At 72.2% G+C, this 24,890-nt stretch carries 1 protein-coding gene; it reads right to left on the bottom strand.

Annotated elements, in window-relative coordinates; genetic code table 11:
* Positions 1-17: 17 nt before the first annotated feature.
* Complete coding sequence (locus ACIOJD_RS33220; RefSeq protein ID WP_401920039.1) at positions 18-24,794, bottom strand: type I polyketide synthase; 24,777 nt, start codon at positions 24,792-24,794, stop codon at positions 18-20.
* Positions 24,795-24,890: the final 96 nt, after the last annotated feature.

Raw genomic sequence — 24,890 nt, 5'->3', positions numbered from 1 at the left:
GCTCATGAGTTCCTCCGTCACTTGGATGACTCGTCGTCGGGTCGTGGACCTGACGCGTCGTCGGGTCGTCGGTCCGGCTCGTCGTCGGGCTGCCCCTGAAGGGCGGCCCGTACCAGGTCGTCCAGCGCCATCGCGTCGATGGACCGCTCGCCGGGCTCGTCGTCGCGCGCCGGGGCACCGGTGTGCTGGCCCACGAGTTCGAGCAGCGGTTCCAGGAGGCCGATCTCCCGGAGCCGGCCGAGCGGCACCTTCGCCAGCAGCGACCGGATCTTCGTGTCCTCGGCCGACTCGCCGTTCTCGGCCGCCGTGGCGGCCGGACCGTCGGGCGCGAGCCGCCCGGCGATGTGCTCGGCCAGCGCCAGAGGGGTCGGATAGTCGAACACCAGCGTCGCGGCCAGGCTCAGCCCCGTCGCGCCGCCGATCTGGTTACGGAGTTCGACCGCGCCGAGGGAATCGACTCCCAGCTCGCGGAACGGCCGTTCGGCGCCCACCGCGTCGGCGCCCCGGTAGCCGAGCACCTGCGCGGAACGGCTACGGACCACGTCCAGCACCGCCTCAAGGCGCCTGGGCTCCGGCAGTTTCACCAGCCGCTCCCGCAGGGCGGCGCCTTCGGACTCGGCCGGCTCGCCGCCGGGCTTGGCCACCAGCTCCTGGTAGCCGGGCAGTTCGCGGAGTAGGGCGCTCGGCCGCGTACCGCCGTAGGCCCGCGCGAAGCGGTCCGGGGCGATCTCGGCGACCAGCGCGGTGGGCTCGGGCTCCGCCACCAGCCGGCGCAGCACCTCGCTCGCCAGTCGCGGATCCATCGGCGCGACGCCGGCCCGGCGTGCCGCCTCTTCCGCCTGGGCCGATCCCGCCGTGCCTCCGCCGCCCCACGCACCCCAGGAGACCGAGGTCGCGGGCAGACCGTCCGCCCGGCGTCGCTCGGCCAGGGCGTCCAGTACGGCGTTCGCCGCCGCGTAGTTGGCCTGTCCGGGGTTGCCGACGACGGCGGACGCGGAGGAGAACAGCGCGAACACGGACAGGTCCGCGTCCCGCGTCAGCTCGTCGAGCAGGAGGGCGGAGGTGACCTTGGCGCGGAACACCGTCGCGAACCGCTCGGGGGTGAGCCGGTCGAGTACCCCGTCGTCCAGCACACCGGCCGCGTGCACCACACCGGTCAGTGGCTGATCGGCGGGTACGGCCGCCAGCAGTCCGGTCAGTTCCGCCCGGTCGGCGACGTCGCAGGCGGCGACGGTCACCCGGGCGCCGAGCGCGGTCAGTTCCTCGCGCAGGGCGTCCATTCCCGGCGCCTGCGCACCGCGTCGGCCGGCGAGCAGCAGATGCGGCGCTCCCACTTGCGCGAGCCGCCGGGCCACATGCGCCCCGAGTGCCCCGGTTCCGCCGGTGATCAGTACGGTTCCGGTCGGTTCCCAGACCGGGACGGCCGAAGTGGGCCGCGTCGTCCCGTTGACCACTGCCGACGACGGGTCGGCTGCCGGGTCGAGGGCGGGGGCCGGGACGGCGGCCGGGGCCGGGGCCGGGATCAGCCTGCGGCCGAAGACCGCGCTCCGGCGGACCGCGACCTGGTCCTCGCCGTCCCAGCCCGCCAGCACGGCCGTGAATCCGGCGGTCACCCGGTCGTCGAGTTCGGCCGGGAGGTCGATCAGACCGCCCCAGCGGTCCGGGTACTCCAGCACCGCGACCCTGCCCAGGCCCCATACCGCCGCCTGCGCGGGCGCGGTCACGGCGTCCGAGCGGCCGACCGAGATCGCGCCGCGCGTGACGCACCACAGCGGGGCGCTCACACCGGCGTCGCCCAGTGCCTGTACGAGCGCCGCGGTGGCGACCGTACCGGCCGGGGCGCCTGTCTCCGTCCCCGTCTCGTCCACCGGGAGCAGCGAGATCACGCCGGTGAACACACCTGCCTGCTCACGGAGTCGACCCGCCAGCCCCTCGCGCTCGTACGCCGCCACCGGCACGGACACCACGTCGGTGCCCAGTGCCTCCAGCACCGTCCGGATCCACGGGTCGTCCGCGTACGCGGCGGGGACGACGGCGAGCCAGCTCCCGGCCGGGCCCTCGGCGGGCACGCCGGCGAGCGGCTTCCAGACGATCCGGTGGCGCCAGCCGTCCACCGTGGACTCCTCCTGGCGCTGCCTGCGCCAGTCGAGCATCGCGGGCAGCACCCGGGACAGGGCGTCGCCTTCGACGTTCAGCGTCGATTCGAGCGCGGCGAAGTCCTCGCCCTCGACGGCATCCCAGAAGGCGTCGTCGGCCCTTCCCGACCCACCGAGCTGGTTGGTACGGGACGCGGGCACGGCATCCGGCCAGAACCGTTCGTGCTGGAAGGCGTACGTCGGCAGGTTCACCCGCTTCGCCCGCGGCGTACCGTCCGCGAAGTACGCGTGCCAGTCGACCGCGACACCGCTCAGGCGCAACCGGGCCACGGCCGTCGCGACGGACGCCTGTTCCGGCTTCTCGCGGAGCAGGGTCGGCACCGTGGTCACACCGTCGGGCAGTGTGGACGCGGCCATGCCCAGCAGTGTGTTGCCGGGGCCGAGTTCCAGCAGGGTGGTGACGTCGCGGTCCGCGAGGGTGCATACGCCGTCGGCGAAGCGGACGGTCTCACGGACGTGCCGCACCCAGTACTCCGGTGAGCACAACTCCTCGGCCGAGGCGAAGGCACCGGTCAGATTCGACACCACAGCCATCCGCGGCGCATGGAACTCCAGCCCGGACAAAGTCCGTTCGAACTCCCCGAGCATCGGCTCCATCAACACCGAATGGAACGCGTGCGACACCCGCAGACGCGTCGTCCGCCGCCCCTCAAAACGATCCATGAGCGCGAGAACGGCGTCCTCATCGCCGGACACCACCACCGACTCCGGACCATTCACCGCAGCGATCGACACCCGTTCGGTCAGCAGCGGCACAACCTCAGCCTCCGAGGCCTCCACCGCCACCATCGCACCACCAGACGGCAGACCATCCATCAGCGCCGCACGCGCGGACACCAACCGGCAGGCATCCTCCAACGAGAACACCCCCGCCACATGCGCGGCAGCGATCTCGCCCACGGAGTGACCGGCCAGATAATCCGGCACCACACCCCACGACTCGACCAGCCGGAACAGCGCCACCTCCACCGCGAACAACGCCGGCTGCGCACACCCCGTCCGATCCAGAACCTCCGGCGCGTCACCCCACATCACATCCCGCAACGCACGATCCGACACGGTGTCCAAGCAGGCGAGCACGGAATCCAACGCCTCCGCGAAGACCGGGAACCGCTCGTACAACTCCCGTCCCATCCCCAACCGCTGACTCCCCTGCCCGGAGAAGAGGAACGCCAGCTTCCCCGCCCGGGGGGCGTCCGCGCGCAGGATGTGCGGGCCGTCCTCGCCGTCGGCGAGCGCGGCCAGTGCGGCCAGCAGTTCGCCGCGGTCGGTGGCCGGAAGCGCGGCCCGGTGCTCGAACAGCGCGCGGGTGGTGGCCAGCGAGTACGCCAGGTCGGCGAGCCCGAGTCCGGGGCGGGCCTCGGTATGGGTGAGCAGGCGACGGGCCTGCGCGCGCAGTGCGTCCGGTGTGCGGGCGGAGAGCACGACCGGTACGGTCTCGCCCGTCTCTCCCGAGATCGTCTCTTCCTGAGGCGTCGCTTCCTGAGACGTCTCTTCCTGAGGCGCCTGCTCCAGGATCACGTGCGCGTTCGTCCCGCTGGCGCCGAACGAGGAGACACCGGCCCGTCGGGGGCGGCCGGAGTCCGGCCACGCGGCCGGTTCCGTCAGCAGCCGTACGGAGCCCGCGCTCCAGTCCACATGGGACGAGGGAGTGTCCGCGTGCAGGGTCCTGGGCAGCAGGCCGTGCCGCAGCGCCTGGATCATCTTGATCACGCCCGCGGCGCCCGAAGCGGCCTGGGTGTGACCGATGTTGGACTTCACCGAGCCCAGCAACAGCGGACGCTCGCGGTCCTGCCCGTAGGTCGCCAGCAGCGCCTGGGCCTCGATCGGGTCGCCCAGTGTCGTACCCGTACCGTGTGCCTCCACCGCGTCGACATCGGCGGGCGCGAGCCCGGACCCTGCCAACGCCCGCTGGATTACCCGCTGTTGGGACGGGCCGTTCGGCGCGGTGAGTCCGTTGGACGCGCCGTCCTGGTTGATCGCCGAGCCACGGAGCACGGCCAGTACGGGGTGGCCTTCGCGGCGTGCGTCCGAGAGCCGTTCGATGACCAGCATGCCCACGCCCTCGGCCCAGCCGGTACCGTCCGCGTCCTCGGAGAACGCCTTGCAGCGGCCGTCCGGCGAGAGCGCGCCCTGGGCGCTGAACTCCACGAAGCCTACCGGGGTCGACATCACCGTCACACCGCCCGCCAGCGCGACCGAGCACTCCCCCGACCGCAGCGCCTGTGCGGCGAGGTGCAGGGCGACCAGCGACGAGGAGCAGGCCGTATCGACGGAGACGGTGGGGCCCTGGAGACCGAAGGTGTAGGCCAGCCGGCCGGACAGCAGGCTCGCCGACTGCGCGGTCTCCCACCGGCCCAGATGCTCCGGCAGGCGGTAGTCGCCGCTGCCGCCGCCGACGAACGCGCCCGCGTCGGTCCCGCGCAGTGTGGCCGGGTCGATACCGGCCCCCTCCAGCGCCTCCCACGCGGATTCGAGTACGAGGCGCTGCTGCGGGTCCATGACGAGCGCTTCGTTCGGGGAGATACCGAAGAAGCCGGGGTCGAAGTCGGCCGCGTCGTGCAGGAAGCCTCCGCTGCGGGTGACGCTGCCGCCGGAGCCGCCCCCGGCGAGCAGGGCGTCGAAGTCCCAGCCACGGTCCACGGGCATGTCACCGACGGCGTCGGTGCCGTCCATGACCAGGGCCCAGAGGTCTTCCGGCGACCGCACCCCGCCGGGGAACCGGCAGCTCATTCCGACGATCACGATCGGGTCGTCGTCCGTACGGACGACCGGCGGTGCCGGGACGGCCGGAGCCCCCGGGGCGGTCCCGGCACCGCCGAGCAGCCCGGCCAGCAGATGGCCGGCCAGCTCGTTCGGTGTCGGGAAGTCGAACACGGCGGTGGCGGGCACCCTCAGGCCGGTCGCCCGGGTGAGCTGGTTGCGCAGGTCGACGGCCGTCAGCGAGTCGAACCCGAGGTCCCGGAACGGCAGACCGGCTTCGACGGCGCGCGCGTCCGTGTGCCCGAGCACCAGGGCGCTCTCCTCGCGTACCAGGGTGAGCAGTTCGCGGAACCGCTCGTCCTCGGGCAGGTCCAGGAGCCGGTCCCGAAGTTCGGTCCCGGCGGTTCCCAGTCCTGCGGCGGCGTCGCCGCCGTCCCGGTCCCGGTCGGCGGTGTCGAGCGCCGCACGGGCCTCCGGCACACCGGCCAGCAGGGCGCCGGTGCCGGATTCCGCGAAGGCGGGAGCGAAGACCTCCCACTTCACGTCGGCCAGGGTGAGCGAAGCCTCGCCGCCCGCGACCGCCCGGCCGAGCGCCGCGAGCGCGGTGTCCGTGGGCAGTACGGGCAGTCCGCTCGCCCGCAGATGGCCCGTGAGCGACCTCTCGGTGGCCTCCTCCCACGCACCCCAGGCGGCGCACAGCGCGGCCGCGCCACGGTCGCGCCGCCGCTGCGCCATGGCCTCCAGGACGGCTCCCGTCGCCGCCTCGGTGCCCCGGCCCCGTACGCCCCACACTCCGGCGACCGAGCTGAACAGTACGTACGCCTCCAGCTCCCGGCCGGTGAGCAGTTCGTCGAGGTGCGTCACCCCGGCCAGCGCCTGCTCCAGGGTGTCGCCGACGGGCTCCTCCGCGTGTACGACGGTGGTGAGTTCATCGTCCGGGAGGGCGTCGAGCACGACGGACAGTTGGTCACGGTCGGCGGTGTCGCAGGCCAACACCGTTGCCCTGGAGCCCAGTTCGGCTTCCAGTTCCGCCGCCGTGGAGGTGTCACGGCCGATGAGGACGAGGTGTTCGGCGCCTTCGTGGGCCAGCCAGTGTGCCACCCGAAGGGCGATTAGGCCGGTGCCGACGACCAGTGCGGTGCCGGAGGGGGTCCAGGTCGTGGCGGGTGCCCCGGCACGGACGAGACGCCTCGCGAAGGCCCCGGAGGGGCGGAGCGCGATCTCGTACTCGCCGGCGCGGTCGCGCTGCGCCCCGTCCGTTCCCCCGGCTCCGAGACGCTTCGTCAGGTGCGCCGCCAGGTGTTCTGCCAGGTGCGTTGCCAGGCGTTCCGGGACCGGGGAGTCCTGCGGGGCAGGGCCTGGGCGCTCGTCCGGTTCCTCCACCGCCAAGTCGATGACGCCGCCCCATCGTTCGGGGTGGTCCAGGGCGGCCACGCGTCCCGCGCCCCACAGCGCCGCCTGGCGCGGGTCCTCGACCCGGTCCTCGGGCAGCGCCTTCACCGCGCCCCGGGTGACACACCACAGCGGCGCGGTGATCCCGGCGCCCGCCAGCTCCTCCAGCAGCTCCAGCGGTCCGGCTTCGGGCGAGGCCGAGAGCGAGACCACACCGGTGAAGTCCATACGGCCAACGTCGGCCGCCCGGCGGGCCACGTGCGCGGCCTCGTCGCCCAGCGCCCCGGCGATCGCGACGGCCCACGGGTCCTCCGGCTCCGCGAGCACCAGCCAGCGACCGGGCGCGGCCTCCGTGTCCCGCTCGGTATCCGTGCCGCGTACGGCCTCCGTGTCCCGTACGGCCTGCGAGTCCCGTACGGCCTCCGTGTCCCGTACGATCACCGGCTCCCAGCTCGCCCGGTACCGCCAGCCGTCCGCGACAGCGCCCTCGCGCCTGCGCCGGTTCCACGACGACAGCGCGGTCAGCGCCGGGGCGATCGCCGTCGCCGCGTCGCCTTCGAGGCCGAGCGTCGCCGTCAGCGACCCCAGGTCCTCGCGCTCGACGGCCGACCAGAACTCGGCGTCGGCCGGGTCGACCTGGGCCGTCGGTGCCGGTTCGGGCCAGAACCGCCGACGCTGGAAGGCGTACGTCGGCAGAGCGACCCGTTCCGTGCCCGTCCCGGCGAAGAAGGCGCGCCAGTCGATGGCGACGCCGTGCACATGGAGCCGGGACAGGGCGGTCACCAGCGCGGTTTCCTCGCCGTGGTCGCGGCGCAGCACCGGTACCACCGGCGGTCCTTCGACGAGCCGGGCCATGGCGGCGGACAGGGCGCCGTCGGGGCCGAGTTCGACGTAGGCGCTCACGCCCGCGTCGTGCAGAGTGCGTACGCCGTCGGCGAAGCGGACGGTCTCACGGACGTGCCGCACCCAGTACTCCGGCGAGCACAGCTCCTCGGCCGAGGCGAAGGCACCGGTCAGGTTCGACACCACAGCCATCCGCGGCGCATGGAACTCCAGCCCGGACAAAGCCCGTTCGAACTCCCCGAGCATCGGCTCCATCAACACCGAATGGAACGCGTGCGACACCCGCAGACGCGTCGTCCGCCGCCCGAGCCCCGCAATATGATCCGCGAGCGCGAGGACAGCGTCCTCATCGCCGGAGAGCACCACCGACTCCGGACCATTCACCGCGGCGATCGACACCCGTTCGGTCAGCAGCGGCACAACCTCAGCCTCCGAGGCCTCCACCGCCACCATCGCACCACCAGACGGCAGGCCATCCATCAGCGATGCGCGCGCGGCCACCAACCGGCAGGCATCCTCCAACGAGAACACTCCCGCCACATGTGCCGCGGCCACCTCACCGATCGAATGACCCGCGACATAATCCGGCACCACACCCCACGACTCGACCAGCCGGAACAGCGCCACCTCCACCGCGAACAACGCCGGCTGCGCACACCCCGTCCGATCCAGAACCTCCGGCGCGTCACCCCACATCACATCCCGCAACGCACGATCCGACACGGTGTCCAAGTGGGCGAGCACGGAATCCAACGCCTCCGCGAACACCGAGAACCGCTCGTACAACTCCCGTCCCATCCCCAACCGCTGACTCCCCTGCCCGGAGAAGACAAAGGCGACGGGGCCGCGCGCACCGCGTGCTACGCCGCGTGCGATCTCCGTCGTCCCGTCCTCGGCGGGCAGCAGTACCGCGCGGTGCGCGAAGGCGGAGCGGGCCGTCGCCAGTGAGTGGGCGATTCCGGCGGCGGGCAGTTCGGGGTGCTGCCCGGTGAAGGAGGCGAGACGGGTGAGCTGAGCGGTGAGCGCCTCGGCGGTCTTGCCCGAGACGACCCAGGGCAGCACGGCCCTGTCGCTCGTCGGATGGTGAGCGTCTTGGGTTTCTTCGGGCTCGGGCGGCGCGCTCGGTGCCTGTTCGATGATGACGTGGGCGTTCGTGCCGCTCATGCCGAACGCCGATACGCCCGCCCGGCGCGGCCCGCCGGTCTCGGGCCACGCGGTGGGCGTGGTGAGCAGGTCGAGTTCTCCGGAGGCCCAGGCGATGTGCGGGGAGGGGACGTCGGCATGGAGCGTCTTCGGCAGGGTGCCCCGCTGCATCGCCAGGACCATCTTGATGACACCGGCGACGCCTGCCGCGGCCTGGGTGTGGCCGAGGTTCGACTTCACCGAGCCCAGCAGCAGCGGGCGTTCGCGGTGCTGCCCGTAGGTCGCGAGCAGGGCGTGCGCCTCGATCGGGTCGCCCAGCGTCGTACCCGTACCGTGCGCGTCGACGGCGTCGATGTCGGTGTGGCCGAGCCGCGCGTCGGCCAGCGCCTGCCGGATGACGCGCTGCTGGGACGGGCCGTTGGGGGCGGTCAGTCCGTTGGACGCGCCGTCCTGGTTGACGGCGGTGCCGCGGACGATGGCGCGGACCTCGTGCCCGTTGCGGAGCGCGTCGGAGACCCGTTCCAGGACGAGCACACCAGCGCCTTCCGACCAGGAGGTGCCGTCCGCGTCACCGGAGAACGGCTTGCAGCGGCCGTCGGGGGCGAGACCGCCCTGGGTGCTGAATTCCACGAAGGCGTCGGGGCGCGACATCACCGACACGCCTCCCGCGAGCGCCAGCGAGCACTCGCCGGCGCGCAGCGCCCGGGTGGCCCAGTGCAGGGCCACCAGCGAGGCGGAGCAGGCGGTGTCGACCGTGACGGCCGGGCCTTCGAGACCGAGGACGTACGACACGCGCCCCGACAGGACGCTCGCGGTGTTTCCGGTGGCCGCGTACCCCTGGACGTCCTCGGATCCGCCGCGCAGTACGTCGGTGTAGTCCTGGCCGTTGGTGCCCACGAAGACGCCCGTGGCGCTCCCTCGCAGCGAAGCGGGGTCGATGTCGGCTCGTTCCAGCGCCTCCCACGACGTCTCCAGCAGCAGCCGCTGCTGCGGGTCCATGGCCAGTGCCTCGCGCGGGGATATGCCGAAGAATCCGGCGTCGAAGTCGGCCACACCGCTGAGGAATCCGCCCTCGCGGGTGGTGGAGGCCCCGGCCGCCAGCGCGTCCAGGTCCCAGTGCCGGTCGGTGGGGAACGGTGAGATCGCGTCGCGGCCCTCGGCGAGCAGTTCCCAGAGGTCGTCGGGGGACGTCACATCGCCGGGGAAGCGGCAGCCGATGCCGACGATCGCGATCGGGTCGTCGGCCGTGTGCGCGGTGGCCGGGCCCCGCGCCGGGGCGTCCGGTGCCGTGTGTTCCGGCAGCGATCCGAGCAGTTCGGCGAGGAGGAAGTCGGCCAGCTCCTGCGGGGTCGGGTAGTCGTAGACGAGGGAGGCGGGCAGGGTCAGACCGGTGCCCGCGGCGATTGCGTTGCGCAGCTCCAGTGTGGTCAGCGAGTCGAAGCCGAGGTCCCGGAAGCTACGGTCGGCCTCGACGGCGCGTATGTCGGTGTGGCCGAGGACCGCGGCGACCTGGGTGCGCAGCAGGTCGAGCAGGAACCGGCCGCGTTCGGCGTCGGGCATGCCCGCCAGTCGTTCCCGCAGTTCCGACTCGCCGGGTGCCTGAGCGGCGTCGGTGCCGCCGCCGTTGGCGAGGATCCGCCGCGTCTCGGGCAGGTCGCCGACGAGCGGGGCGGGCCGGGCCGAGGTGTGGGCGGGGACGAAACGGTCCCAGTCGATGTCGGCGACGGTGAGCGTGGAGTCGTCGTGTTCGACGGCCGCGCGCAGGGCGGAGACGGCCAGGTCCGGGGCGAGGGGCGTGAATCCGCCGCGCCGCACGCGGCGTTCGATGTCGGCGGCCTCGTCAGGACCGCTGGTACCGCTGGTACCGCTGGTACCGCTGGTACCGCTGGTACCGCTGGTACCGCTGACCATGCCGGATCCCGCCCAGGGACCCCAGGCGATCGAGACGGCGGTGCGGCCACGGGACCTGCGGTGCTCGGCGAGAGCGTCCAAGTAGGCGTTGGCAGCAGCGTAGTTGCCCTGTCCGGCCGCGCCGATGACGCCCGCTGTGGAGGAGAAGAGGACGAACGCCGACAGCCCGGCGTCCTCGGTCAGTACGTCGAGGTTCCGCGCGGACACGGCCTTGGCACGCAGTACGGCGGCGAAGTCGTCCGGCGTCAGGGCATCGGCCACACGGTCCTGGAGCACACCGGCGGTATGGACGACGGCGGTGAGCGGAAGGTCCTCGGGGATGTCGGCGAGGACGGTGGCGAGGGCGTCCCGGTCGGCGGCGTCGCAGGCCGCGACGGTGACCCGGGCGCCGAGTCCGGTGAGTTCCCGCCGCAGTTCGGCGGCGCCGGGCGCATCCTCTCCCCGGCGGCTGATCAGCAGCAGGTGCGGCGCGCCCTCGCGGGCCAGCCAGCGGGCGACATGCGCGCCGAGACCGCCGGTGCCACCGGTGATCAGGACGGTGCCGCCCGGGGTGAACCCGGTCGCCCGGTCCGCTGTCACGGGGCTGTGCGCGAGCCTGCGGGCGAACACGCCGGAGGCGCGTACGGCGACCTGGTCCTCACCGGTCCCCGCCAGTACGCCCCGGAGCCGGCGCACCGTGGCCGGGTCGATCCGCTCGGGCAAATCGATCAACCCGCCCCAGCGGTCGGGGTGTTCGAGGGCGACGACGCGGCCCAGCCCCCAGACGGCGGCCTGGGCGGGCCGGTGCACGGACTCGGAACGGCCGACCGACACGGCGCCCCGGGTGGCACACCACAGCGGTGCGTCGATCCCGGCGTCGCCGAGGGCCTGGAACACGGTGGCGGTGCGGGCGGAGGCGCCCCCGCCGTCGAAGAGACCTGCGCCGGACAGGCCGCCGTCGAACGAATCACCGCCGGACAGGCCGCCGTCGAGCGAATCACCGCCGGACAGGTCTCCGTCAAGGGAATGACCGTCGCCGAGGGCCAGCAGGGACAGCACCCCGGCGAACTCACCGTCCGTACCGGCGCGCAACCGGCCCGCGAGGTCCTCCCGGTCCGCGTCCGCCTCGGCGACCTCGACGCGTACGGTCCGCTCGCCGAGTCCGTCGATCACGGCGGTCACCCATGCGTCGTCCCCGGACCCTGCGGGGGTGAGGACGAGCCACCGGCCCGGCAGCGCCCGGGACACCGACGAGGCGCCGGTCGGCTTCCAGACCACCTGGTAGCGCAGCGCGTCCACCGTCGACCTGGCACGGCGGCGACGACGCCACGAGGAGAGAGCGGGCGTCAGCACGCTCGCGGCCTCGGCGTCCAGGTCCAGCGTGGCGGCCAGCGAGTCCGCGTCCTCCCGCTCCACCGCGGACCAGAAGACGGTGTCCGCCGTGTCCTCAGAAGCATCGGGGGCGGAGGCCACGAGCGCCGGTTCGGCCCAGAACCGCTGCCGTTGGAAGGCGTAGGTGGGCAGTTCGATCCGTCGCGCGCCCGTTCCGGCGAAGAAACCGGACCAGTCCACGGGCACGCCCGCCACATGGACGCCCGCCTGCGCGGCGGTGACGGCGAGCACCTCGTCGCGGTCCCGGCGCAGCGCCGGTATCACCGTGGTGCGCGCTCGCGCCTCGTCGTCCAGGCACTCCCGGGTCATCGCGCTGAGCACGCCGTCCGGGCCGACCTCTACGAAGGTGCGTACGCCACGCTCGGCGAGTGTGGTCACCCCGTCGGCGAACCGTACGGTGCCGCGGACGTGCCGTACCCAGTAGTCCGGCGAGCACAGTTCCTCGTCGGTGGCGAGTTCGCCGGTCACGGTGGAGACGAGGGGGATCGACGCCGGACGGTAGGACACACGCGCGGCGACGGCGGCGAAGTCGTCCAGCATGGCGTCCATGAGCGGCGAGTGGAAGGCGTGGCTCACCCGGAGCCGCTTGGTCCGCCTGCCGCGTGCGGCTAGTTCGGCCGCGATCTCCTCGACGGCGTCCTCATCCCCGGAGATCACCAGGGACGACGGGCCGTTGACGGCCGCGACGGACACCCGGTGGGTGAGCAGTGGGGTGACGTCGTCCTCGGTGGACTCGACGGCGACCATCGCGCCGCCGACGGGCAGTTCCTCCATCAGCCTGCCGCGCGCGGCGACCAGCGCACAGGCGTCCGCGAGCGAGAACACACCCGCGACGTGTGCCGCGGCGAGTTCCCCGACGGAGTGCCCGGCGAGGTAGTCGGGGACCGTGCCCCAGGATTCGAGGAGCCGGAAGAGGGCCACCTCGATCGCGAACAGCGCGGGCTGGGTGTGGCCGGTGCGGTCGAGCAGCGCCGCCTCGGGGGTCCCTTCGGCGGCGAACATGACGTCGCGCAGGGGGGTGGCCAACTCGGTGTCGAGGTGGGCCAGTACGGCGTCCAGGGCATCGGCGAAGACCGGGAACCGCTCGTACAGCTCACGGCCCATGCCGGGGCGCTGGCCCCCCTGTCCGGTGAACAGGAAGGCGAGGCGTCCCCGGCCCGTGCCTCCGCCGGCCCCGCCCCGTACGACACTCGCGTCGCTCCGGCCGTCGCGCAGGGCCAGCAGGCCACGGCGCAGTTCGTCCTGGTCCCGGGCGACGACGGCCGTGCGGCGTTCGAAGGCCGACCGGTGCAGGGCCTGCGAGTAGGCGATGTCGGTGAGCGGCGTCCCGGGCCGGTCCTCGACCAGGGAGAGCAGGCGGTCGGCCTGCGCCCGCAGGGCGTCGTCGCTACGGCCGGACAGCACCACCGGCACGGTCTCCTCGTGGAGCGCGGGCGTGGGCGCGGGTGTGGGAGCGGGCGCCGACCCGGGACTCTCCGCCGTCAACTCATCTACAGACGGCGCCTGTTCGAGGATGGTGTGCACGTTGGTGCCGCTGATGCCGAAGGACGAGACACCGGCGCGGCGCGGGCGCCCGGTCTCGGGCCAGTCGGTGGGCTCGCCCAGCAACTCGACCGCGCCGGCCGACCAGTCCACGTGGGTCGACGGGGTGCCGGCGTGCAGGGTCGGCGGGAGGACTCCGTGGCGCAGGGCCATCACCATCTTGATGACGCTCGCCACGCCCGACGCGGCCTGCGTGTGACCGATGTTGGACTTCACCGAGCCCAGCAGCAACGGACGTTCACGATCCTGTCCGTACGTCGCGAGCAGCGCCTGGGCCTCGATCGGGTCGCCCAGCGCGGTCCCGGTGCCGTGGCCCTCGACGGTGTCGATGTCCGCCGGGGTCAGCCCCGCGCCGGACAGGGCCGCGCGGATGACGCGCTGCTGCGACGGGCCGTTGGGGGCGGTCAGTCCGTTGGACGCGCCGTCCTGGTTGACGGCGCTGCCCCGGACCACGGCGAGGATCGGGTGCCCGTTGCGCTGGGCGTCCGACAGGCGCTCCACGAGGACCATGCCGACGCCCTCGGCGAGTGACATGCCGTCGGCGGAGTCCCCGTACGCCTTGCAGCGGCCGTCGGGAGCCAGCGCCCGCTGGCGGCTGAAGCCGATGAAGGTGTTCGGCGTGGACATGAGGCTCACACCGCCCGCGAGGGCGAGCGTGCTCTCGCCGTTGCGCAGCGACTGGCAGGCCAGGTGCAGCGCGGTCAGGGAGGACGAGCAGGCGGTGTCCAGGGTGACGGCGGGGCCCTCCAGACCGAGCAGATAGGCGACCCGGCCGGACAGCACGCTGGAGAGCGTGCCGGTGACCGCGTGGCCGTCCACGCCGTCCGAACCGTCACCGCCGGACCCGCCGCTCGCCTGGTAGTCCTGATAGCTGGCGCCGATGAACGCGCCGGTCAGCGTGGCGCGCACACTCTCCGGGACGATCCCCGCGCGTTCGAACGCCTCCCACGCCGTCTCCAGCAGCAGGCGCTGCTGCGGGTCCATCGTCACCGCCTCGCGCGGCGAGATACCGAAGAAGCCGGGGTCGAAGTCGGCCGCCCTGTGCAGGAATCCGCCCTGCGCGCTGTAGGTACGTCCCGGGGTGTCCGGGTCCGGGTCGTACAGCGCGTCGGTGGACCAGCCCCGGTCGGCGGGGAAGCCGGAGATCGCGTCCGTCCCGCCCATGACGAGTTCCCACAGCTCCTCCGGCGAGTCGGCCTCGCCCGGGTAGCGGCAGCTCATGCCGATGATGGCGATGGGCTCGTCGGTGGTCCGCGCCGAGGCCGGGCCCTGGGCAGGCGAGGCGGTGAGCGGCTGGTCGCCGCTGATCCCGGTACGCAGGAAGTCGGCCAGCGCGACGGGGGTCGGATAGTCGAACACCATGGTCGCCGGCAGGCTGAGCCCGGTGATGGCGGCGAGCCGGTTGCGCAGGTCGACGGCGGTCAGCGAGTCGAAGCCGACCTCGCGGAAGGCGCGCCGCTCGGCCACCGTCTCGACCGAGCTGTGGCCGAGTACGGCCGCCGCCTGGCCCCGTACGGTCTCCAGCAGCAGGCGGTCGCGCTCGACGGGCGGCAGGGCGGCCAGCTTCGCCGCGAACTCGCCCCTGCCCGCCTGCCCGGCCTGCTGTTCGGCGGCCTCCACCAGCTGCCGGACCTCGGGCACCTCGTCGAACAGCGCCGTCGGCCGGACCGATCCGAACACCGGGTAGTAGCGGTCCCAGTCCACATCGGCGATGGCGATCGCGGTCTCGCCGTCGTCCATCGCGCGCCGCATCCCGGTCAGCGCGAGGTTCGCGTCCATGAACTCCAGGCCGGTGCGCCGGACTTGGTTCGGGGCGACCCGGCCGATGCCCATCTCGTTGGCCCAGATGCCCCAGTGCACGGAGGTCGCCGCCAACCCCCGGGAGCGCCGGTTCATGGCCAGCGCGCCGAGGTAGGCGTTGCCGGCCACATAGGCGGCGTGCTGGCCGCTGCCCCACATGCCCGCGACGGACGAGAAGAGGACGAAGGCGTCCAGTTCAGTGTCCGCCAGCAGTTCGTCCAGGTTCCGCGCGCCGGCGACCTTGGCGTGCATGACCCTGGCGAATGCCGCCAGGTCGGTCTGCGCCAGGGTGTGCAGCTCGATGACGGCGGCGGCGTGGATAACGGTGCGCAGGGTGTGGCCGTCGGCTGTCAGCCGGTCCAGCAGCGCTGCCAGGGCCCCGCGGTCGGTGATGTCGCAGGCTGCGACGGTGACGTCGGTGCCCTGCCCGGCCAGTTCGTCGACCAGTTCGGCGGCGCCGGGCGCGTTTGGGCCCCGGCGGCTGACGAGGACGATCCGCTCGGCGCCCTGGCCCGACAGCCAGCGGGCGACGTGCGGGCCGAGCGTCCCGGTGCCGCCGGTGACCAGCACCGTGCCGCGCGGCGACCAGGTTCCGCGCGGTTCGCGGTCACCGGTACGGGCGCGGACGACGCGCCGGGTCAGCACGCCGGAGGCGCGCAACGCGAGTTGGTCCTCGCCGCGTGTGTCGCCGGCCGGTTCTTCCCGTACTCCTGGACCTGCTTCTCGTAGTCCCGTGCCCGCTCCTGCCAGTACGGCCGCCAGTCGCTGTCCCGCGCGGTCGTCCAGGACCTCCGGCAGGTCCACCGCGCCACCGTAGAAACGCGGGTGTTCCAGCGCGGTGGTCCAGCCGATGCCGAGCGTCTGGGCCTGGACCGGGCGGGTGACCTGGTCGGAACGGCCGGTGGAGACGGCACCCCGGGTCAGGCACCACAGGGGGGTCTCGGCGCCTGTGTCCTCCAGCGCCTGTACGAGGGCGACGGTGAGGGCCGTGCCGGTGGCGAGTTCGGGATACGCCGCGCAGGGCTCCTCGGCGGCGGCGAGCAGGGACACGATCCCGGCGACGGGCTCGGTGACGCGGCCAGGTTCGGTGACGGGGCCGGGCTCGGTGACAGGGCCAGGTTCGGTGACAGGGCCGGGCTCGGTGACGGGGCTGATGGCATCGTCGGCCGGGGCGGAGGGGGCGGTCATCTCGTACGCGCCGTGGGCTGCCTCGGTGACAGCTGCCGTCAAGCGGGACGCCAACACCACGCGGTCCACGCAGGATTCGTCCAGCGTCAGCCGTCGTACGCGCGCACCGTGCGCCTCAAGCGCGGCCACCACGTCCTCGCCCTTACCGCCCTCGGCTTCGGACACGGCTCCGGCTCCGGCTCCGGAAACAGGCTCGGCCTCGGACTCGGCGGTGACGACCAGCCAGGTACCCGAGAGCGTCGCCCGGGGCAGCGCGGGCAGCGGCGTCCAACTGACCCGGTAGCGCCAGTCGTCCACGGTGGACTGCTCGTGCCGACGGCGACGCCAGGCGGTGAGGCCCGGCAGGATCGCGGCGAGCGCGTCCGCCTCGACGTTCAGGCTCTCGGTGAGGCCCGCGAGGTCCGCCCGCTCGACGGCGGACCAGAAGGCCGCGTCCGCCGGGTCGGCTGTCCCGGACCGCTCCGCCTCGCCGGGCCGTACCCACAGCTCCTGGTGCTGGAACGGATACGTGGGCAGGTCGACCCGCTTCGCCGCCGGGCCGAAGGCAGCGGTCCAGTCGACGTGCACGCCCCGTACGAAGGCCTCGGCGAGCGAGGTCAGCACCCGGCGCGCCCCGTCCTCACCACGGCGCAGCGTGCCGACCGCGACGGCCGGGACAGCGGCTTCCTCGATCTGGGCCTGGACGCCCATGGTCAGCACCGGATGCGCGCTGACCTCGATGAACGCGCGGTGCTGCTCTTCCAGCAACCGCGCTACGGCGGGCGCGAAGCGCACGGTCTGCCGGAGGTTGCGGTACCAGTACGCGGCGTCCATGCCGCTCGTGTCGAGCCAGTCGCCGGTCACGGTGGAGAGCAGGGGTACGAGCGAGGCGCGCGGGGTGATCGGCGCCAGCTCGGTGAGCAGTTCGTCGTGCAGGTCCTCGACGTGTGCGGAGTGCGAGGCGTAGTCCACCGCGATCTTCCGCGCCCGTACGCCGTCCTCGGTCAGGCGGGCGAAGCACTCGTCCAGCGCCTCGGGGTCGCCACACACCACCACGGACCCCGGGCCGTTGACGGCCGCGACCGACAGCCGCCCCTCCCACGACGCGTCCAGCCGGGCCTGTGCCTCGTCGGCGGACAGCGCCACGGACATCATGCCGCCGCGTCCCGCGAGGCGTCGGCCGATGGCCTGGCTGCGCAGCGCCACCACGCGGGCGCCGTCCTCCAGGGACAGCGCGCCCGAGACGACCGCCGCCGCGATCTCGCCCTGCGAGTGGCCGACGACCGCGTCCGGGACGACGCCGTACGACTCCCACACGGACGCCAGTGCCACCATGACCGCGAACGACACCGGCTGCACGACATCGACACGTTCCAAGGTCGGCGCGCCGGGCTTCTGGCGTACGACGTCCTCCGACGACCAGTCCACGAACCGGTCCAGAGCCGCCGCGCACTCGGCGAAGCGCTCCGCGAACACCGGTGACCGGTCGAGGAGAGCGGCGCCCATACCCGCCCACTGCGTGCCCTGCCCGGGGAAGACGAACACCGTCTTCCCGTCGACATCGGCCTCGCCGCGGACGACGGGGGCCGACGGGTCCTCCTCGGCGAACGCGGCCAGTGTGACCGCCAGTTCGGCGGAATCCGCGCCGACGGCGACCGCGCGCTGCTCGAACAGCGACCGCGAAGTCACCAGCGAGAAACCGATGTTCACCGACTGCTCGTCCGGGCGCGCCAACTCGGTGTCCCGGTGCGCCGGTTCCACGTCGAGGTGCGATACGAGGGCCGCCGCGCGGTCCCGTAGCGCGGCTCCGTCACGTGCCGACAGCATCCACGGAACGACGGCCGGTCCGGAGCCGGTGAGCCGCGTGACAGGGCCGAGGTCGTCCTGAGCAAGGGTGTCGGGGGCAGGGGAACCGAGGGCAGGGAAGTCGAGGGCAGGAGAGTCGAGGGCGTCGGGAATGGGGGAACGCTCGGCTTCGGCCTCGACGGGGGCCTGTTCCAGCACCGCGTGCGCGTTCGTACCGCTGATTCCGAACGACGACACGGCGCACCGGCGCGGCTGCCCGGCCTCGGTCTTTGGCCACGGCATCGGCTCGGAGAGCAGCCGGAGGGCGCCCGAGGACCAGTCCACGCGCGACGACGGCGTATCCACGTGCAGGGTCGGGGGCAGGACGCCCCGTCGCAGCGCCATGACCATCTTGATGACGCTCGCGACACCCGCCGCCGACTGGGTGTGCCCGATGTTGGACTTCACCGACCCCAGCCACACCGGCCGCTCCGGGGCCCGGTCCCGGCCGTACGTCGCGAGCAGCGCCTGGGCCTCGATCGGGTCGCCGAGCGGGGTGCCGGTGCCGTGCGCCTCCACCGCGTCGATCTCGGCGGGCGAGACCCGGGCGGTGGCCAGCGCCTTGCGGATCACCCGCTGCTGCGAGGGGCCGTTGGGGGCGGTGAGACCGTTCGAGGCGCCGTCCTGGTTGATCGCGGAGCCCCGGATGACGGCGAGTACCGGATGCCCGTTGCGCCGCGCGTCCGACAGCCGCTCGACCAGCAGCAGTCCGACACCCTCGGCGAGCGCCATGCCGTCCGCGCCCTCGGAGAACGCCTTGCAGCGGCCGTCGGGAGCCAGCGCGCGCTGACGGCTGAACGCGACGAACGAGTCAGGTGTCGTCATCACCGTGACACCGCCGGCCAGCGCGAGCGTGCTCTCGCCGTCGCGCAGGCTCTGGCAGGCCAGGTGCAGGGCGACCAGCGAGGAGGAGCAGGCGGTGTCGACCGTGACCGCCGGGCCTTCGAGCCCGAGCACGTACGACACCCGGCCGGACAGGACGGAGGGAATCGATCCGGTGACCATGTGGCCCTCGGTGCCGTCCCCGGCGCCGCGTCCGTAGTCCTGGTAACTGGAGCCGATGAACGCGCCGGTCAGCGTGGAGCGCAGGGTGGCCGGATCGATCCCCGCCCGCTCGATGCTCTCCCATGCGGCCTCCAGCAGCAGCCGCTGCTGCGGGTCCATCACCAGCGCCTCGCGCGGCGAGATCCCGAAGAAGACCGGGTCGAACGCGCCCGCCTCGTGCAGGAACCCGCCCTGCGTGGAGTACGTGGTGCCGCTGCGGTCCGGATCCGGGTCGTACAGGCCGGTGGCGTCCCAGCCACGGTTGACCGGGAACTCCGAGACCGCGTCGGCTCCGGAGGAGATGAGGTCCCAGAACTGCTCGGGCGAGTTGACACCTCCGGGGAAGCGGCAGCTCATGCCGATGATCGCGATCGGCTCGTCGCTGGTGTGCGCGGCCGGAGCGGCGGGCGTCGCGTCCATGACGCTCGCGCCGTCTGCGTCGCGCGCGCCGTCCGTGTCGCTCAGCAACTCCCCGCGCAGGAATCCCGCGAGAGCGGTGGGGGTCGGATAGTCGAAGACCATGGTGCTGGGCAGGGCCAGATCGGTGACCAGGCTGAGCCGCTTGCGCAGTTCCACCGCTGTCAGCGAGTCGAAGCCATGGTCCTGGAAGGCCCGGTCCGGCTTGATGGCGTCCGGTCCGGGGTGGCCGAGCACGGCCGCCGCGTGTGTACGGACCAGCTCCAGCAGCACTGCCAGGCGGCCGTTCTCGGGGGCCGCGTACAGACGCTCGCGGAGCGCCGACGCCGCCGATTCACTCTCGCGGCGCGCCTCCCCGGCCGCCCGCGCGGCCTCGCGGGCGCCGGGCAGTGTGGTGAGCGACGCGACCGGCCGCAGGCTGAACATCGCCTCCAGCATCTGCGGGTCGGCCAGATCCGCGACGACGGTGGTCGGGTGTGGTTCGGCGACCAGCTCGGACATGGCCGCCAGCGCGAGCCGGGGATCCAGCGCGGTGGCCCCCACGTGCCGAGACCGCGCGAGCGCGCCGTCCCCTGCGGCCATGCCGTCCCCGCTCCAGGCACCCCAGGCGATCGACGTCGCCGGCAGACCGTAGGACCGGCGTCGCTGGGCGAGGGCGTCCAACACCGCGTTGGCGGCGGCGTAGTTCGCCTGACCGATGTTGCCCAGGGAGCCGGCCATCGAGGAGAACAGTACGAACGCCGACAGACCGTCACGGTCGGCGGTCAGCTCGTCGAGCAGCAGCGCGGGGGCGACCTTGGACCGGAAGACCGTCTCGAACCGCTCCGGGGTCAGTCCGTCCAGCATCGCGTCGTCCAGAACCCCGGCCGCGTGCACCACACCGGTCAGGGGGAACTCGGCCGGTACGGCGTCCAGGGCACCCGCCAACTCGTCATGGTCGGCGACATCGCAGGCCAGAACCGTGACGCGCGCACCCAGGGCGGTCAGTTCCGCCTCCAGCTCCGCCGCGCCGGGGGCCCCGGGGCCACGGCGGCTCAGCAACAGCAGGTGTTCCGCGCCTCGTTCGGCCAGTCCACGGGCCACATGCGCGCCCAGGGCACCGGTACCGCCGGTGATCAGCACCGTGCCCGAGGGCTCCCAGCCGGTGCTGGCGTGGGTGTCACTCTCGCCCCCGGCGCCGGCTCGGGCGTCGGCTTCTGAGTTGGTTTCGGTGTTGGTTTCGGTGTTGGTTTCTGAGGTGGATTCGCTGTCGAGCTGGGGCTTGGGATCGGCGTCGCCCTCAGCTCCGGTACGGGATCGGGTTCCGGGGGTCGGAGCGGGGGCGGGCAGCAGTCGCCGACCGTAGACGCCGGAGGCTCGTACGGCGACCTGGTCCTCGTCGCCGTTTCCGGCACCGGTGCCGGTGCCGGTGCCGGTGCCGGTGCCGGTGCCAGTGCCGGTGCCGGTGCCGGTGCCAGTGCCGGTTGCGGTTGCGGTTGCGGTTGCGGCACCAGCAAGGACCCCGACCAGACGTCGGGCGATCAGCTCGTCCAACTCCAGCGTGCCTTGCGAGCCATGCGGATGCTGAGAGTCGTACGAGTCCAGCTGGGCCCGCGAGTCCGGGTGCTGGTCCTGCCGGTCTTGCGGGTCTTGCTGCTCCTGCCGGACCTGCTGTTCCTGAGGCAGATCGATCAGGCCGCCCCAACGCTCCGGGTACTCCAGCGCGGCGACCCGGCCGAGGCCCCATACGGCGGCCTGCGACGGGTGGCTCACGGCGTCGTCGGCTCCGACAGACACCGCGCCGCGCGTCACCGCCCATACAGGCGCCGTGACCCCGACGTCCTCCAGCGCCTGTACGAGCACCGCCGTGGCCACCAAGCCGACAGGTACGTTCGATTGACGGTCCCGTTCATCGACCGCCAACAGCGACACCACGCCCGAGAGGCGCGGCATGCCCTCCGCTTCCAACTCGGCCAGTTGGCATGTCAGTTGCTCGGCCACCACCGTACGGTCGACGCTGTCGACCACCACCCGCACCGCGTCCGGCCCCAGCGCGGCCACCACGGACCGCATCCACTCCTGCTCGGCATCGCCGGCCGGGACCACGGCCAGCCACGTCCCGGACAACGCCGTAGGCGACGCACCGCCACCCAGCGGCTGCCAGGTCTCCCGGAACCGCCACGAATCCACCGTCGACCGAACCCGGCTCCGGCTGCGCCACGCCGACAACGCGGTCACCACGCCGCCCAAGGCGTCGGTGTCGACGTCCAGCCGAGCTGCCAGAACCTCCAGGTCTTCGCCGTCGACCGCGGCCCAGAACTCCGCGTCGACCGAGTCAACGCTCGCGCCGGCCCCGGCAACCGCATCCTGGGTGGGCTCGGGCCAGTACCGCTGCCGCTGGAAGGCGTACGTGGGCAGTTCGACCTGCCCCGCACCGGTACGGGCGAACAGCGCCCGCCAGTCCACGCTCACGCCGACGACGTGCACCCCGGCCAGACCAGCGACCAACGCACGTTCCTCGCCACGGTCCTTACGCAGGACAGGCACGACCACGGCCTCGTCCGACACCGACTCCCGGACCAACGCCGACAGCACACCATCCGGACCCAACTCCAGGAAGGCACGGACACCCGCATCGGACAACGCCCGCACACCATCAGCGAACCGCACCGTCTCCCGCACATGCCGCACCCAGTACTCAGGCACGCACAGTTCCTCGGAACCGGCCAGAGCACCCGTCAGGTTGGACACCACCGGAATCAACGGCGAACGGAACTCCAACCCCGACACCACCGCACGGAAATCATCCAGCATCCCGTCCATCAACGCCGAATGGAACGCATGCGACACCCGCAACCGAGACGTCTTCCGACCCAGCTCCCCCAGCCGAGCGGCGACCTCCAGAACCGCCCCCTCATCACCGGACACCACCACCGAGGCAGGCCCGTTGACCGCAGCGATCGACACCCCACCGGGGAGTTCGGAGAGGTACGGCAGGACCTCGTCCTCGGTGGCCTGGACCGCCACCATCGCTCCACCTCGGGGAAGCTCCTGCATCAGCCGTGCGCGAGCAGCCACCAGACGGCACGCGTCCGCAAGCGACAGAACACCCGCAACATGCGCAGCCGCCACCTCACCGATCGAATGCCCACCGACGTAGTCCGGCGTAACGCCGAGGGACTCCAGCAACCGGAACAGAGCCACTTCCACGGCGAACAGAGCCGGCTGAGCGAAACCCGTCTCATTGAGGAGATCCGGGTCCTCACCCCAGATCACCCCACGCAAGCCCTCCTCGTCACCCAGCGGCCCCAGCACCGCGAACACCGCATCCAGCGCCTCCGCGAACACCGGGAACCGACCGTACAACTCCCGCCCCATACCCAGCCGCTGCGCACCCTGACCACTGAACAGAAACGCCAACGGACCCTGCGCAACCGAACCCCGCGCCGCCTCGGTCAGACCGTCCCGCGAAGCCAGCAGGACAGCACGATGCTCGAACACCGACCGGCCAACAGCCAGCGAGAAACCAACATCCAGCGCCGAACGGCCCGGCTCGTCGGCCGCGAAGGACCGCAGCTGCTCCACCTGCGCGTTCAACGCGCCCTCGGACTTGGCCGACACCAGCCACGGCACCACGTCCGGTACCACACCCGGCTCCTGTACCGCCTGCTCCACCGACGGCACAGCCTCAAGGATCACATGCGCATTTGTGCCGCTGATTCCGAACGACGACACACCCGCACGACGCGCACGCCCCACCTCGGGCCAAGCCGTGCTCTCCCGCAACAACTCCACGTCACCGGCGGACCAGTCCACGTGCGACGACGGAGCATCCACATGCAACGTGCGCGGCAGCACCCCGTGCCGCATCGCCATCACCGACTTGATCACACCCGCCACACCGGCCGCTGCCTGAGTGTGACCGATGTTCGACTTCACCGAACCCAGCAACAACGGACGTTCACGGTCCTGGCCATAGGCGGCAAGCAGGGCCTGGGCCTCGATCGGGTCACCCAACGTCGTACCCGTACCGTGCGCCTCCACCACATCCACATCCACCGGCGACAGACCACCACTGGCCAGCGCCTGACGGATCACCCGCTGCTGCGAAGGTCCATTCGGAGCCGTCAGACCATTCGACGCACCATCCTGATTCACCGCCGAGCCACGCACCACCGCCAACACCGAATGCCCATGACGCTCCGCATCCGACAACCGCTCCAGCAAGAGCATCCCCACGCCCTCACCCCAGCCCACACCATCAGCCGCATCCGAAAACGCCTTACACCGACCATCAGCCGACAACCCACCCTGCCGGGAAAACTCCACAAACGTGGACGGCGTCGACATCACCGTCACACCACCAGCCAGAGCAAGCGAGCACTCACCCGCACGCAGAGCCTGCGCCGCCAGATGCATCGCCACCAGCGACGACGAACACGCCGTATCAATCGTGACCGTCGGACCCTCCAGACCCAACGTGTACGCCACCCGACCCGACGCCACACTCGGCGCACTCGCGTTACCCCGGAACCCCTCAAACTCCCGACCCGTCAGCAACAACCCGTAGTCGTTGTACATCAGACCGGCAAACACACCAGTCTGGCTTCCCCGCAGCGACACCGGGTCGATACCCGAACGCTCGACGGCCTCCCACACCGCTTCCAGCAACAACCGCTGCTGCGCATCCGTCGCCAACGCCTCACGCGGACTCATCCCGAAGAACTCAGGATCAAACTCCGCCGCGTCATGCAGGAACCCACCCGCACGCGTCGAAGACGTACCCGGATGCTCGGGATCCGGGTGATACAACCCGTCCCGGTCCCAGCCACGATCCACCGGAAACTCCGAGACCGCATCCACACCACCGGACACCAGATCCCACAACTGATCAGGAGACGACACCCCACCCGGATACCGGCACGCCATCCCCACAATCACCACCGGATCGTCCGCCACCGGCGGCAATGCGCCAACCGGCACGGGGACAGCGGCCTCGGCACCCAGCACCTGGTCCAGGAGATGGTCGGCAAGCGCCTGCGCGGTCGGGTAGTCGAACACCAGCGTCGCCGGAAGCCGCAGCCCCGTCGCCGCACTCAGTCCGTTCCGCAACTCCACGGCCATCAACGAGTCAAACCCGAGATCACGGAACGTCCGGGCCGCATCCACCGCAGCCGCGTTCTCATGCCCCAGCACCAACGCGACCCGGCCCCGTACCAGGTCAAGCAGCACCTCACGCCGCTCAACCTCATCAAGCCCCACCAAACGCTGCACCAGACCACTCGCACCGCTGCGACCGGCCGTACGACGGGACCGCACCAGACCACGCAACAATGGCGGCACCACACCACCGGAACCGGAACGGAACGCGGAAAGTTCCAGCCGCACCGGCAGCAACACGGACTCGCCCGTAGCGAGAGCCGCGTCGAACAACGCCAGCCCCTGCTCGGCGGAGAGTGGCGGCAGACCGGCACGCGACATGCGCTCACGATCAGCCGCACTCAACTCCCCAGCCATCCCGCTGGGCTGATCCCACGGCCCCCAAACCAGCGACACACCAGGCAGACCCTGCCCACG

This window comes from Streptomyces sp. NPDC088116, assembly GCF_044741745.1.
Classification (GTDB): Bacteria; Actinomycetota; Actinomycetes; order Streptomycetales; family Streptomycetaceae; genus Streptomyces.
Note: the sequence above shows the minus strand (reverse complement) of the source record. Positions and strands in the feature narration are given on the sequence as shown.

Coding starts and splice junctions, on each gene's coding strand:
- ACIOJD_RS33220 (WP_401920039.1), bottom strand. CDS start 24,794: ATGTCGCGTGCCGGTCTGCCGCCACTCTCCGCCGAGCAGGGGCTGGCG.